This is a genomic window from Saccharothrix violaceirubra (genome assembly GCF_014203755.1).
Taxonomy (GTDB): Bacteria; Actinomycetota; Actinomycetes; order Mycobacteriales; family Pseudonocardiaceae; genus Actinosynnema; species Actinosynnema violaceirubrum.
Genome location: NZ_JACHJS010000001.1, coordinates 60,523 through 73,812, shown reverse-complemented (window position 1 = coordinate 73,812; position 13,290 = coordinate 60,523). Strand labels below are relative to the sequence as shown.

The window sequence follows — 13,290 nt, the reverse complement described above, 5'->3', positions numbered from 1 at the left end:
GCCGGGGTGTCGAGATTGCGTCAGCGAGCCGTCCTCGTCGGCTGCGTGCTCGCCGCCCTGCTCACGGCGGCGGGCCTGTTCGTCACCGACTACGGCATCGACCCGGACCTGTGGCTGGTCGCCGTCGCGGCCGGGTTCCTGCTGCTGCTCGCCGCGCTCGACCCGTGGGTGCACCGACGCCGGGCGGCGGGCCTGTCCACCGGGGACCAGCTCGCGGCGGCGGCCCGCGACCTGGTCGTGGCGCTCAAGGCCCAGTGGATCGAGGAGAGCCGGTCGCGCGGACTCGACGACGCGCCGCTCGACCTGCACTGGAGTTCGCCGGACGGCAGTGCGCCGCCGGGCCGCGGCGACGCCGTGGTCGGCGCGTTCGAACGCCAACCCGACCACCGCCTGGTCCTGCTCGGCGAGCCCGGCGCGGGCAAGAGCACGACCGCGTTGATGCTCACGCTCGGCCTGCTCGACCGGCACACCGCCGGTCCGGTCCCGATCCTCCTGCCGCTGTCCACGTGGGACCCGGACGTCGAGGACGTCCGCACGTGGTTGACCCGCCGCCTCTACGAGGACCACCCGGCGCTGCGCAACACCGAGCTGTACGGCAGCTACGCGGCCGAACTCCTCGTCGAACAACGCCTGGTCCTGCCGATCCTCGACGGCTTCGACCAGGTGGCCCGCCACCCCGGCGCGCTGGAGCGGATCAACCGCGCGTTCCCCCCGTCCACGCCGCTGGTCCTGACGTCCCGGACGGACGGGTTCGCGGGCTGCCACGTGCCCGGCGCGGGCGTGGTCGAACTCCACCCGCTCGACCACGAGGAGATCGCGGGCTACCTGCGCGCCCACGCCGACCCGGTGATCGCCGCCCGCTGGGAGCCGATCTTCCTGCACCTGCGCGCCGAGCCGGACGACCGGCTCGCCGACGCCCTGTCCACGCCGCTGGCGGTGTGGCTCGCGGGCACCGTCTACGCGGACGGCGAGCCGAGCGAACTGCTCGACCGCGCCCGGTTCCCCGACCGCGCGTCCGTCGAGGACCACCTGGTGGACATGCTGGTCACGACCGCGTTCGGCGACCGGGCCGTGGCCCACCACGCCCGGGCCAGCCAGGTGTGGTCCCGTGCGGACGCGCACCGCTGGCTCACGTTCCTGGCCCGCGAACTCCACGGCCGGGGCGTCCGCGAGCTGGCCTGGTGGGAGCTGCGCCGGTCGGTGGGCCGGCAGTGGCTGGCCGTCCTGGGCGCGCTGGTCCTGGGCACGATCGGCGGTTTCGGCGTGGCGTGGCTCATGGCGTACGCGAGCACGCCGAAGCTCGCGCCGATCACGGGACTGGCGGCCGGGATCGCGGTCGCGGTCGCCGCGCTGCGCGCCTCCGGACGTCGGTCGCCGAAGCCGAAACCGGGGATCTGGCGCAGCCTGGTGGTGGTCAGCGGCGTACTCGGGTTGGCCGTCGGCCTGGTGTTCGGCGCGCTGTACGGCCCGTCGGCGGGCCTCGTCGTGGGCCTGGGCCTGGCCGTGGCCAGCGCGCTGCGGTTCGCGTTGGCCGACAACGCCGAGCTGACCCACCCGTCGAGTCCGAAGTGGACGATGGCGCGCGACCGGATCGCGGTGCTGACCGGTTCGCTGGTCCTGTCGGTCACGTTCGGCACGGCCGGCGGGCTGGTGTTCGGCGCGCACCAGTCGGGCATGGTCGGTCTCGGCCTGGCGTGCGGGTTGCTGCTCGGGTTCGCGTTGTCCGTGCTGCACCTGCGGTGGTGGTGGTTCACGGTGGCACGCGTGTGGCTGGCGTTGCGCCGCAAGGTGCCGTGGGAGCTGATGGTGTTCCTCGACGACGCCCGCAAGCTGGGCGTGCTGCGCCAGTCCGGCGCGTGCTACCAGTTCCGCCACGCCCTGGTGCAGGACCGGCTGGCCGGGCCGAGGACGTCAGCCGGACAGCCCGCGTAGCCGCCGGATCGCCTCGTCGAGCACCTCGTCGCGCTTGCAGAACGCGAACCTGACCAGGTGCTTCCACTGCTCGGGGTGGTCGGTGAACACCTGCACGGGCACGGCCGCGACGCCCGCCCGTTCGGGCAGGGCACGGCAGAAGTCCGCGCCGTCGGTGAAGCCGAGCGGGCGCACGTCGGCCGTGATGAAGTACGTGCCCTCGCTGGAGCGCACCTCGAACCCGGCGGCGCGCAGCCCGTCCGCGAGCCTGGACCGCTTGTCCTGCAACGAGATCCGCAGCTTCTCGACCCACTCCAGCTCCGTGCGCAACGCGTGCGCCACGGCCGGCTGGAACGGCGCTCCGCCCACGAACGTGAGGAACTGCTTGGCCGCGCGCACCGCGCCGAGCAGCTCGGCCGGCGCGCACGCCCAGCCGATCTTCCAGCCGGTGACGTTGAACGTCTTGCCCGCGCTGGAGATCGTCACGGTCCGCTCGCGCATGCCGGGCAACGCGGCCAGCGGGACGTGCGACGCGTCGTCGAACACCAGGTGCTCGTACACCTCGTCGGTGATCACCACGAGGTCGTGCTCGACGGCCAGCCGCGCGATCGCGTCGAGTTCGCTTCGCGTGAACACGGTGCCGGTCGGGTTGTGCGGCGTGTTGACCAGCAACGCCCGCGTGCGGGGTCCGATCGCGGCCGTCAACGCGGCCACATCGAGCCCGAGCCGCCCCGACGCGTCCTCGACGAGACCGACCGTGCGCCGCGTCGCACCGGCCAACGCGACCGACGCCGCGTACGAGTCGTAGTACGGCTCGATCAGCACGACCTCGTCGCCGGGCTCGACCAGGCCGAGCAGCGACGCCGCGATCGCCTCGGTCGCACCTACCGTGACCAGCACTTCCGTGTCCGGGTCGTACTCCGTGCCGTACCGCGAGCGGTGCTCGGCGATCGCCTGGCGCAGCTCGGGGACGCCGGGACCGGGCGGGTACTGGTTGACGCCCGAGTCGATCGCCGTCTTGGCCGCGTCGAGCATGGAGACCGGGCCGTCGGTGTCCGGGAAGCCCTGGCCGAGGTTCACGGCACCGTGCCGGGTCGCGAGCGCGGTCATCTCCGCGAAGATCGTCGACGAGAACGGCCGCAACCTGGTGACTAGCGCTGGTACCCGCACAAGCCCAGATCTTCACGGACAATGACCCCGTGGAGCAACTGACGGCCGCCGACCAGCTCAAGCGTCGGGATCTGCGCAGGATGAAGCTGGTCGCGACCGGGTTCTTCCTCGCCGCGTCCGCGATCTTCCTCGGGGCGCTGCTGTTCGAGGAGGGCGGACCGGCCTGGGTCGGGTACGTGCGGGCCGCCGCCGAGGCGGGCATGGTCGGCGCGCTGGCCGACTGGTTCGCGGTGACGGCGCTGTTCCGCCGGCCGTTGGGCCTGCCGATCCCGCACACGGCGATCATCCCGACCCGCAAGAAGGCGTTCGGCGACGCGCTCGGGTCGTTCGTGGGCACGAACTTCCTGTCCGAGGCCGTGGTGCGGGACAAGCTGCGGCGGGTGGGCATCGCCCGGCGGGTGGGCGAGTGGCTGTCCGACGAGGCGCACGCCGAGCGCGTCACGGCCGAGCTGTCGAACGTGATCAAGGGCGCGGTGACCGTGCTGCGTGACGACGACGTGCAGGCCGTGGTCGAGCACGCGGTCGTGCGGCGGCTGACCGAGCAGCAGTGGGGCCCGCCGCTGGGCCGCCTGCTGGGGCAGGTGCTGACCGACGGCGCGCACCACAAGCTCGTGGACCTGATGTGCGACCGCGCCTACGACTGGGTGCGGGACAACCACGACAAGGTCATGAACGTGGTGTCCGACCGCGCGCCGACGTGGTCGCCCCGGTTCGTGGACTCCATGCTGGGCGACAAGGTCTACGCCGAGCTGCTGAACTTCGCGTGGGCGGTCAAGACGGACGTGAACCACCCGATGCGGCAGGCCTTGGACCAGTTCCTGGTGGAGTTCTCCGGCGACCTCCAGACCGACCCGGCCACGATGGCGCGCGCCGACCAGGTCAAGCAGCAGGTCGTCGACCACCCGGCCGTGCGGCAGGTGATCGGTTCGGCGTGGGGCACGGCCAAGGGCATGCTGCTGACGGCCGCCGAGGACCCGTCGTCCGAACTGCGGAAACGGGTCCGCGACGGCCTGCTGTCGTTCGGCGCGCGGCTCGGGTCGGACGAGGCGATGCGCACCAAGGTGGACGGGTGGCTGGAGGGTGCCGCCGCGCACGTCGTGACGAACTACCGCGACGAGATCACCACGCTGATCACGGACACGGTCGAGCGCTGGGACGCCGAGGAGACGTCCCGCAAGATCGAGTTGCAGGTCGGGCGCGATCTCCAGTTCATCCGGATCAACGGCACCGTGGTCGGCGCGCTCGCCGGACTCGTGATCTACACCCTCGGGCAGCTCGTCGTGTGACGCCCGCGCTCAGGTCACGCTGAGCGCACGGCGTTCCCGCCAGTTGCGGGCCTTCTCGCGGTTGCCGCACACCTGCATGGAGCACCAGGTTCGCGACCGGTTGCGCGAGCGGTCGAAGAAGGCCCGACGACAGCCGTCGGCCTGACAGATCTTGAACCGCTCCCACGAGCCGAGGACCGCGAGCCGCGCCGCCGCGCCCAGGACGGCGCCGACGGCGTCCGCGCTGGACATCGTCGGCACGCCGTGGCTCAGGTCCACGCGGATGAGTCCCGCCGTGGGTGGCGGTCCGGGTTCGGCCCGACGTTCACCGAGTGAGGACCGCAGCGAGTCGCGGACGCTCAGGGCTTCGGCCAGGTCGCCGACCCGGCCCAGTCCGCGCTCGGTGACCCACGCCCGCCACGTCGCGACGTCGTCGAGCACGTCGGTGCCGAGTTCGAGATCTCGGGTGTTCAGGAAAGCGAGCAGCAGCTCCACATCGTGTTCCGCATCGCCGGCTCGACCGTGCGCGAAAGCCGCGTGGTCCCAGCCGGCTGCCAGACCAGTCACTCCTCCACTGTAGGCGCCGGCAGGTGCCCATGTGGCGAAGTAACCGTCAAGTGCTTTTCACTGGTTACGCCATTCGCCCGTTCAGCCGTCGGACAGTCCGGCTATTCGCCATGTGTATACACCGTGGTTATAGTGGCGCCATGTCCATCGGTCACACACTCCTCGGCCTGCTGGAAGGCGGTCCGCGGCACGGCTACGACCTCAAGCGCGCCTACGACGCTCGCTTCGGTCAGGACCGTCCCCTGCACTACGGGCAGGTCTACACCACCCTGTCCCGACTGCTGCGCAACGGACTCGTCGAGGAAGCGGGCGTCGAGGCCGGCGACGGACCGGACCGCAAGCGCTACTCGATCACCGACGCCGGCGTGACCGACGTCGAACAGTGGCTGGCCACGCCCGAACCACCAGAGCCGTACCTCCAGAACACGCTCTACACCAAGGTCGTGCTCGCCCTGCTGTCCGGACGGCCGGCCGACGACGTACTCGACCTCCAGCGCTCCGCGCACCTGGCCGCCATGCGCGAGCTGACCCGGCGCAAAGCCGCCGGCGACCTGGCCGACCAGCTCATCTGCGACCACGCCCTGTTCCACCTCGAAGCCGACCTGCGCTGGCTGGAACTGACCGCCGCCCGCCTCGGCGACCTGCGCGAGAAGGTGAACCCGTGACCGCACTGCTCGAAGCCGTCAAGCTGCGCAAGGCGTTCGGCCCCACCCCGGCGCTCGACGGCGCCGGGCTCAGGGTCGACGCGGGCGAGATCGTCGCGATCATGGGGCCGTCCGGCTCCGGCAAGTCGACGCTGCTGCACTGCCTCGCGGGCATCCTCAAGCCCGACGCGGGCACGGTCCGCTACCGCGACGTCGAACTCAGCTCGATGCCCGACGCCAAACGCAGCGAACTGCGCCGCACCGACTTCGGGTTCGTGTTCCAGTTCGGCCAGCTCGTGCCCGAACTGAGCTGCCTGGAGAACGTCGCCCTCCCGTTGCGCCTCAGTGGCCTCAAGCGGCGCGAGGCGCAGGCCCGCGCCACCGAATGGCTCGAACGCCTGGAGGTCGCCGATGTCGCCGCGAAACGACCCGGCGAGACCTCCGGCGGCCAGGGCCAACGGGTCGCGGTGGCCCGCGCGCTGGTCACCGGCCCGCGCGTGGTGTTCGCCGACGAACCGACCGGCGCGCTGGACTCCCTCAACGGCGAACGCGTGCTGCGCCTGCTCGTCACGGCCGCGCGCGAGACCGACGCCGCCGTCGTCCTGGTGACCCACGAGGCCCGCGTCGCCGCCTACTCCGACCGCGAGGTGGTCGTGCGCGACGGGCGATCACGCGAAGTCGAGATCGTCCGATGAAGCGCGCGCTGTCCGACCTGCTGCTGGGCGCACGCCTCTCGCTCTCCGGCGGACGCACCTCGTGGTGGCGGATGGGCCTGACCGCGCTCGGCATCGGCATCGGCGTGGGCCTGCTCCTGGTCGGCGCCTCGCTGCCGACCGCCGTCCAGGCCCGCGAGCAGCGGGCCTCGGACAACTTCCCGTACGTGAAGGCGGACGAACCGCCCCGGATCTACTTCGTCGACTGGAACACCGACTACCGGTCGCAGGCGGTCGTCGGGCGCTTCGTCCGTCCGGGCGAGGGCGACCCTGCCCTGCCACCCGGCGTGCCCGCGCTGCCGCGCGACGGCGAGATCTACCTGTCGCCCGCGCTCGCCGACCTGCTCGCCTCGCCCGAAGGCGCCGAGCTGCGCCCGCGGTTCCCCCAGAAGGTCGTCGGCACGCTCGGCGAGGCGGGCGTGGTCGCACCCGACGACCTCAGGTTCGTCGCCGGCAGCGCGAGCGTGCCGGACGACAAGTACAACGCGTTCCACGGCTTCGGCGGGCGCGAAGAGGAACCGGCGAGTCCGGACCCGATCCTGACCATGCTGGTCGTGGTCGGGCTGGTCGTGCTGCTGGCGCCGGTGCTGGTGTTCGTCGCGACCGCGGCCCGGACCGGCGGCGCCGACCGCGACCGGCGCCTGGCCGCGTTGCGGCTGATCGGCACCGCCGCCCACCGGACCAGGATGATCGCCGCCGGCGAGACGCTCGTCGGCTCGTTGGGCGGCCTGGTGGCGGGCTTCGGGTTCTTCCTGCTCAGCCGCACGGTCGTCGAGAAGATCGATCTGCTCGGCCTGACCGTGTTCGCCTCCGACCTGTGGCCGTCGCCGTGGCTCGTCGTCCCGGTCGTGCTCGGCGTGCCCGCGGCGGCCGTCGTGACGGCGCTGGTCGCCATGCGCCGTACGGTCGTCGAGCCGCTGGGCGTGGTCCGCCGCGGCACTCCCGCGCGCAAGCGGCTGTGGTGGCGGCTCCTGCCCATCGCCCTCGGGGTGGCGCTGCTGGCGACCCAGACCGGCCTGCTCGCGGAAGACGACGGCACGGTCTCCACCATGGCGCTGCTCCTGGGGATCTCCGGGATGCTCATCGGCGGTCCGCTGGTGCTCGCGTGGGTGATCGAGCGGATGGTGCTCAAGGTCAGCGGCGGTCCGCCCGCGTGGCAACTGGCCGTGCGACGGCTCCAACTCGACAGCGGGACGGCCGCACGCGTGGTCGGCGGCGTGGCGGTCGTGCTGGCCGGCGTGGTCGCGCTCCAGTCGATGCTGATCGGCACGGCGAGCCGCGTGGTCACGTCCCCGCCGCCGACCACCGACCAGGGCGCGGTGACCGTCTACATCGAGCCCGGCGACCCCGCCGCCACCGACCGGCTGGCCGCGGAACTGCCGCGGCTCGACGGCGTCCGCTCGGTCGAATCGGCGAGGAACATCCAGTTCGACGAGGGTTCGGAGAAGACCGTGCCGGCGATCGTCGGCGACTGCGAGGGCCTGCTCCGCCGGACCGCACTGCCGTCCTGTGTCGACGGCCGCGTCTACGACGTCCGCTACGCGGGTGAGGCCTCCCGCCCAGTGCCCCGGCCCGGCACCACCCTCGACCTGGACGGGCAGTCCTGGCGGGTGCCCGACTACGAGGTCGTCCGACTTCCGGACGGCTCCCCCGCCCGGGACGGGCTGTTCATCACACTCGGCGCCCTCGACGGCCTCACCGTGCCGAACGACGGCGGCCTCAGGCTGCTGGCCGAGGTCGACCCCGCCAAGCCGGGCCTGATCGACGAGATCCGCAACACCGCCGCGCCGCTCGAGTGGCGGGTCGCCGTCGGGTACACCGGCGAGACGGGCCGGTCGGCACGCGAGGACAGGTTCGCCGGTCTGCAGCGCGCGCTGCTCGCCGGTTCGATCCTGACCCTGCTGCTCGCGGGCGCCAGTCTGCTCGTGCAGTCCGCCGAGCAGCTGCGCGAACGCCGCCGCCCGCTGGCCGTGCTCGCCGCGAGCGGCGTCCCGAAGGCGGTCCTGGCCCGGTCGTTGCTGGTGCAGAACGCCCTGCCGCTCGTGCCCGCCCTGCTGGTCGGCATCGGGGTCGGCAGCGGGGTCTCCGCCCTGCTGCTGGGAATCATCGACGAGCCGTTCGCACTGGACTGGGCCGGTGTCGGCCTGCTGTCCGCCGCGTCGGTCGTGGTCGTGCTCGGCGTGACGGCGGCGACGCTGCCCGCGCTGAACCGGGCGACGGGGGCGCTGGGCCTGCGGGCCGAATGAATCGGCGGCGCGCGGACAACACCAACCGGTTCCTGTGCGTCATGTCTGTGCGAGAAGATTGCACACAAGGGGTGGGGGTCCCGCGCGGCTGCCGTCCTCGTTGATCGGGACGGTCCCGCATGCTGCGCACTTCGCTCCACCCCGCTCCCACACCCCGTCGCGTGCCGACGAGGTGGGTGGACGACCTGGTCCTCGGCGTCCGACTGTCCGTCGGGGGTGGCCGGACGTCGTGGGCCAGGTTGGCGCTCACCGCCGTGGCGATCGGGTTGGGCGTCGCGGTACTGCTGCTCGCCGCGTCGATCGGCCCGGCCCGCGAGGCGAAGTCCCTGCGGGTACGGGACGCGACGCCGGAGACCGCGATCTCGTCGGACCTGCTCGCCCGACAGGTGACCGTGACGTGGCGGGGCCGGGTGATCACCGGCACCGAGTTCGCCGGGCAGGGCACGCCGCCGCCGGGCGTCGCGCGACTGCCCGGACCGGGCGAGGTGCTGGTGTCGCCCGAACTGCTCGACCTCATGGGCGACGACTCGCTGCGGGCCAGGTTCCCCGAACGCGTCGTCGGCGTGATCGGGGACGTCGGCCTGCCCCGGCCGAAGTCGCTGCTGTTCTACGCCGGACTGCCCGAGTCGCTGCGGGCGGACGCCCGACCCGTCGGCGGGTTCGGCGGCGCCGGCGTACCGGCCACCCTGCTGCCCGCGTACCGGGTGCTGACCATCGCGGCGATCGGCGCCCTGCTGGTGCCGTTGGGGATCTTCACGCTGGTGGCCACGCGGCTCGGCGCGTCCGGGCGGGGCCGGCGGCTGGCCGCGATCCGCCTGGTCGGCGCCACGCGCGCGCAGGCGCGGTGGATCGCGGGCGGCGGGACCCTGGCCGGTTCGGTGCTGGGCCTGCTGGTCGGTGTGGCGCTGTTCTTCGCGGCACGTCCGCTCACGCGCTTCATCGAGGTGGAGGGCGTCGGCTTCTTCCCGACCGATCTCGTGCCCGACCCGCTGGTGGCCACGTTGATCGCCGTCGGCGTGCCGGTGACCGCGGTCGCGGCGTCGTTGGCCGCGTCACGCCGACTCGAGGTCGGCCCCCTGGGACTCGACCCGACGGCCGAGGTGCCGGCGCGGCGGCCGTGGTGGCGGTTCGCGCTGCTCGGCGTCGGCGCCGCGCTGCTGGTCACGATCTCGTGGGTGGGCACGTACTCGGAGGCGCTGGCCGACCCGGTCGTGGCGACGGGTCTGGCCTTGGGCGTCGCGCTGGTGCTGGCCGGCACGGGCGCCGTGCTGCCGTGGCTGGTCGGCGTGGTGGCCCGGCGCTTCGACCCGGACCGGATCGCGGTGATGCTGGCGTTGCGCGGACTGCGGTCCGACGTGGGCACGCCCCGCGTGCTGGCCGGCGTGGCGGTGGTGCTGGCCGGTTCGCTGGCCCTCCAGGTGCTGCTCGGCGTCGCCGCCCGGATCACCGAGACCACCGTGCCCCGCGACGCGCCGGACCGCTGGGTGCTCGGCATGTCCGACCACACGCCGGTGCGGTCGTTGGAGGAGGCCGTCTCCCTGGTCGGCGGTGTCCGGCGGGTCAGCGAGGTGCGCTCGGCGCGGACCGGCAGCGGGTTCGAGGTGGTCAGCTCGGACTGCGTGGAGATCGCCGAACGCCTCGGCGTGTCCGACTGCGTGCCCGGCGCGGCGTACCGGACCGGCGTCGGCCTGCCCGACGCCGGGACAAGGACGACGTTGGACGGCAAACCGTGGACCGTGCCGCCGTACCGCGACCTCGGCGGGCGGGTCAGGGGCTGGGGCGCGCTCACCGTGGCGACCGGCACCGATCCGCTCCTGGCGTCGCTGCCGCCGGTGCGCCTGGTGGTGCGCGGCAGCCCCGAGCCGGCTTTCGGCGACCGGCTGCTCGCCGCGACCGGGCGCGTGGACCGCGCGGTGGAGCCGGACGTCGCCGTCGAGGCGGGTCAGGTGGAGCTGTTCACGTCCCTGCGCGGGGGCGTGATCGGCGGCTCGGTGCTGCTCACCCTGCTGGCCATGATCGGACTGGTGGCCGCGGCCGTGGACCAGGCGTGGGAACAACGACGGCCGGTCGCCGTGCTGGCGGCCAACGGCGTGCCCCGGCGGGTGCTGGTCGGCGCGCGGTGGTGGCAGTCGACGATTCCCGCCGCGGCGGCCCTGGCCCTGGCCGTGCCGGTCGGCCTGGTCACCGCGTGGCTGATCGTCCCGGCCGACCGGTTCCACGTCGACTGGGCGGACCTCGCGACGACGGTGGGCGCCGCGGCGGCCGTGGTGCTGACCGCTTCCCTGACCACCCTCCCGGCCCTGCGCACCGTCACGCACCCCACCACCCTCCGCACCGAATAGCCGCGAGTCCTCCACCCAGGCACCCCTGCCGCGCGAGTTATACGTTCGGACACCGCGAAATGTGCGTTCCGACACCACGAGTTGTGCGTTCCGGCACCGCGAGCCGGACGACGGGGCACCCGAACCGTTGCGTCCAAGCGCCGAATCCGCTGGGACTACCGCACCTCGCGACCGGTTCCCGCGTTCACCGGTTCCGGCGGACCCGGGAGCCGACGAAGACGAATCTTTCTCACATGGACATGGAGAACGCGCCCAACGAAGAACTGCTGACCCTTGCCCGACAAGGCGACCAACGAGCCTGGACCGTGCTCGTCCACCGTTACGGCCGCCTGGTCTGGTCGGTCCCCCGATCGCTCCGCCTCACGCCCCACGACGCCGCCGACGTCAGCCAGACCACCTGGCTCCTGCTGTCCGAGCACCTCACCCGCATCGACCACCCCGACCGCCTCGGCGCGTGGCTCGTCACGACCGCACGCCGCGAAGCCCTGCGCGTGTTGCGCCTACGCGGCAAGGAAGAACCCCTCGACGACTGGAATCCCCGCGACGACCGCCCGTCGCCCGAAGAAGCCGCGATCGACACCGACACCGGCCGCCTGCTCTGGCACGCCTTCACCTCGCTCACGGACCGCTGCCGCGAGATCCTGCGCCTGGTCGCCTACGCACCCGACCTCACGTTCACCCAGGTCGCGACCGCCGTCGGCATCCCGCCCGGCAGCCTGGGCCCCACCCGCGGCCGGTGCCTCCAGGTGTTGCGTCGACGCATCACGCCCGAGGCGGCCCGGTGACCGACCTCCTCGCGGCGCTCGCCGCCCTGCTCGACCAGGTCGACCCCATGCCACGCGACTTGGCGCTCCGGGCCACGCAGGCGTTGCGCGCACGCCACGACGAACACGCGGCGACCCTGTGGCACGACTCCACCCGCCACGGCGCCCGGACCCTGCGCTTCGCAGGCCTCGACCTGCACCTCGACCCGACCCGCGGCGGTTTCGCGCTCACCGGCCTGGTCACGACCGGCACCCACGCCGTCCTGCACCACCCCGGCCGCACGCGCACCGTGCCGGTCGTCGACGGCTGGTTCCACGTCGACCCCGTGCCGCGCGGCCCGGTCAAGGCCGTGGTGGACGACGTCGCCACGCCGTGGTTCATCGCGTGAAAACCGACCCGGATCGAGCCCGCGTCCCTACGTGTCGTCACCACGTTCATCCACTCGGTCGACCCACCGACGCAGCCCGCGGAGTGCGGTCGACGCGTCGTTCCGGCCGTCCCGCGATTCACCCGGAAGAACTAGATCCCCGACAGCCGCGCGAGGCCCTCGACGCACCGCCGACGACCGGTCGGACCGTCGTCGCGCGGCCGGATCAGCCAGCGGACCGCCGTCGTGGACGTCCACTCCGGACACCCTGGCGGCGGTCCGGAGTGGACGCGAGCGATCGTCACCCGATGCGCTGAACACGACTGACGGTGTCCGACCGGCCGGCCGGCAACCCGGACAGCCGCACACGACCGCCCTTCCGAGTGGGTTCGTCGCCGAACAGTGCGAAAACGCCGGGCTCGGTGCTACACATAGCCCGACGCCGACCTTCGGACGGCTTGTCCGCGTTCGCGAAACCGGAACGGTGGTGATGATCCCGTGGCAGTGCCGGACTCCGTCCGCCGCGGTGGATCGCTGCTGCTCAGGACGCTCGCGGTGGGCGGTGTCGCGACCGTGGCGTGGCTGTTGGGCCACGGCGTCGCGGGAGCGTCCGAGGAGGACGGTGCCACGACCCGCGAGACCGTGCTCCAGGTGATGGAGCAGCAGCACGCGGCCAACGTCACCCTGCTCACCGGCCTGGTCGAGAACAAGGCGCCGGCGCAGTCGACGTCCACCGCCGGCACCGCGTCCACCACGAAGGACGACCGGCAGTCCGAAGCCGACTACTCGGGCTCGACCACGAGCACGACGCCGACCACGCTGACGGGTTCGGTGTCGAACACCGTGCCGACTCCCACGCCCGCCGCGCCGCCGGCGCCCGTGGTCGAGCAGCACGAGGCCCCGCCGCCGCCCCCCGAGACCGCACCGGTCGTCGAGGCACCCCCCACGCCACCCGGGTACGCGTGGACGCCCCCGACCGAGACCGAACCCCTCCCCGAGGCCGCTCCCGAACCCTCACCCGTCCAGGTCGTCGACGTGACGTGGCACAAGCCGGAAGCACCGGCACCCGCGCCCGCTCCGAAGCAGTCCCCCGGCACGCCCACGTGCGGCACGTCGGCCGGTGCCCAGGACACGTCGAACAGCCACCGCGCCGGCGTGTCCGCCGTGGTGGCCAACCAGTTCCCCCTCCGGCCGGTCCCGTCGTGGCGCGTCGAACGCCGCGAGGACTGGCCGTCCGCCGGCCGGACCCAGGGCCTGCCGAGCGCCTCGCCCGACTGACCCGCCGCACGGCACCCGTGTG

General features: G+C 73.0%; 11 protein-coding genes. 9 read left to right on the top strand and 2 right to left on the bottom strand.

Annotation, left to right across the window (positions count from 1 at the left end):
- The first annotated feature begins 6 nt into the window (after nucleotides 1-6).
- Nucleotides 7-1,932: an NACHT domain-containing protein gene (locus F4559_RS00370; RefSeq protein WP_312865410.1), complete on the top strand. Its 1,926-nt coding sequence runs from the start codon at nucleotides 7-9 to the stop codon at nucleotides 1,930-1,932.
- On the opposite strand, the gene F4559_RS00365 is transcribed toward F4559_RS00370, so the two are convergent.
- Entirely contained in the window at nucleotides 1,912-3,081 is a 1,170-nt protein-coding gene (locus F4559_RS00365) for a pyridoxal phosphate-dependent aminotransferase (RefSeq protein WP_184665600.1), read from the bottom strand. The two genes, F4559_RS00370 and F4559_RS00365, sit on opposite strands and share 21 nt — an antisense overlap.
- A gap of 29 nt (nucleotides 3,082-3,110) precedes the next feature.
- On the opposite strand from F4559_RS00365, the gene F4559_RS00360 reads away from it, so the two are divergent.
- Nucleotides 3,111-4,367, top strand: a complete 1,257-nt coding sequence (locus F4559_RS00360; RefSeq protein WP_376774613.1) for a DUF445 domain-containing protein — start codon at nucleotides 3,111-3,113, stop codon at nucleotides 4,365-4,367.
- Nucleotides 4,368-4,376: 9 nt separating this feature from the next.
- On the opposite strand, the gene F4559_RS00355 is transcribed toward F4559_RS00360, so the two are convergent.
- Nucleotides 4,377-4,913 carry a CGNR zinc finger domain-containing protein gene (locus F4559_RS00355; RefSeq protein WP_184665599.1) on the bottom strand — a complete coding sequence of 179 codons (537 nt, stop codon included), beginning with the start codon at nucleotides 4,911-4,913 and terminating at the stop codon, nucleotides 4,377-4,379.
- A 140-nt stretch (nucleotides 4,914-5,053) separates the two neighbouring features.
- Here F4559_RS00355 and F4559_RS00350 point away from each other — a divergent pair, with 140 nt between their 5' ends.
- From F4559_RS00350 to F4559_RS00320, 7 genes are all read left to right on the top strand, one after another.
- Nucleotides 5,054-5,578, top strand: a complete 525-nt coding sequence (locus F4559_RS00350; RefSeq protein ID WP_184665598.1) for a PadR family transcriptional regulator — start codon at nucleotides 5,054-5,056, stop codon at nucleotides 5,576-5,578.
- Nucleotides 5,575-6,252 carry an ABC transporter ATP-binding protein gene (locus F4559_RS00345; RefSeq protein WP_184665597.1) on the top strand — a complete coding sequence of 226 codons (678 nt, stop codon included), beginning with the start codon at nucleotides 5,575-5,577 and terminating at the stop codon, nucleotides 6,250-6,252. Before F4559_RS00350 ends, F4559_RS00345 begins: the two co-directional genes overlap by 4 nt.
- Entirely contained in the window at nucleotides 6,249-8,516 is a 2,268-nt protein-coding gene (locus F4559_RS00340; RefSeq protein WP_184665596.1) for an FtsX-like permease family protein, read from the top strand. The genes F4559_RS00345 and F4559_RS00340 overlap by 4 nt, the downstream gene beginning before the upstream one ends.
- A 161-nt stretch (nucleotides 8,517-8,677) precedes the next feature.
- Nucleotides 8,678-10,858, top strand: a complete 2,181-nt coding sequence (locus F4559_RS00335) for an FtsX-like permease family protein (RefSeq protein ID WP_184665595.1) — start codon at nucleotides 8,678-8,680, stop codon at nucleotides 10,856-10,858.
- A gap of 233 nt (nucleotides 10,859-11,091) precedes the next feature.
- On the top strand, nucleotides 11,092-11,643 hold the full coding sequence (locus tag F4559_RS00330) for an RNA polymerase sigma factor (RefSeq protein WP_184665594.1): 552 nt from the start codon (nucleotides 11,092-11,094) through the stop codon (nucleotides 11,641-11,643).
- Nucleotides 11,640-12,011 (top strand): hypothetical protein, encoded by a 372-nt coding sequence (locus F4559_RS00325; protein ID WP_184665593.1) that lies wholly within the window; start codon nucleotides 11,640-11,642, stop codon nucleotides 12,009-12,011. The genes F4559_RS00330 and F4559_RS00325 overlap by 4 nt, the downstream gene beginning before the upstream one ends.
- A gap of 477 nt (nucleotides 12,012-12,488) precedes the next feature.
- Nucleotides 12,489-13,268: a hypothetical protein gene (locus F4559_RS00320; RefSeq protein WP_184665592.1), complete on the top strand. Its 780-nt coding sequence runs from the start codon at nucleotides 12,489-12,491 to the stop codon at nucleotides 13,266-13,268.
- Nucleotides 13,269-13,290: the final 22 nt, after the last annotated feature.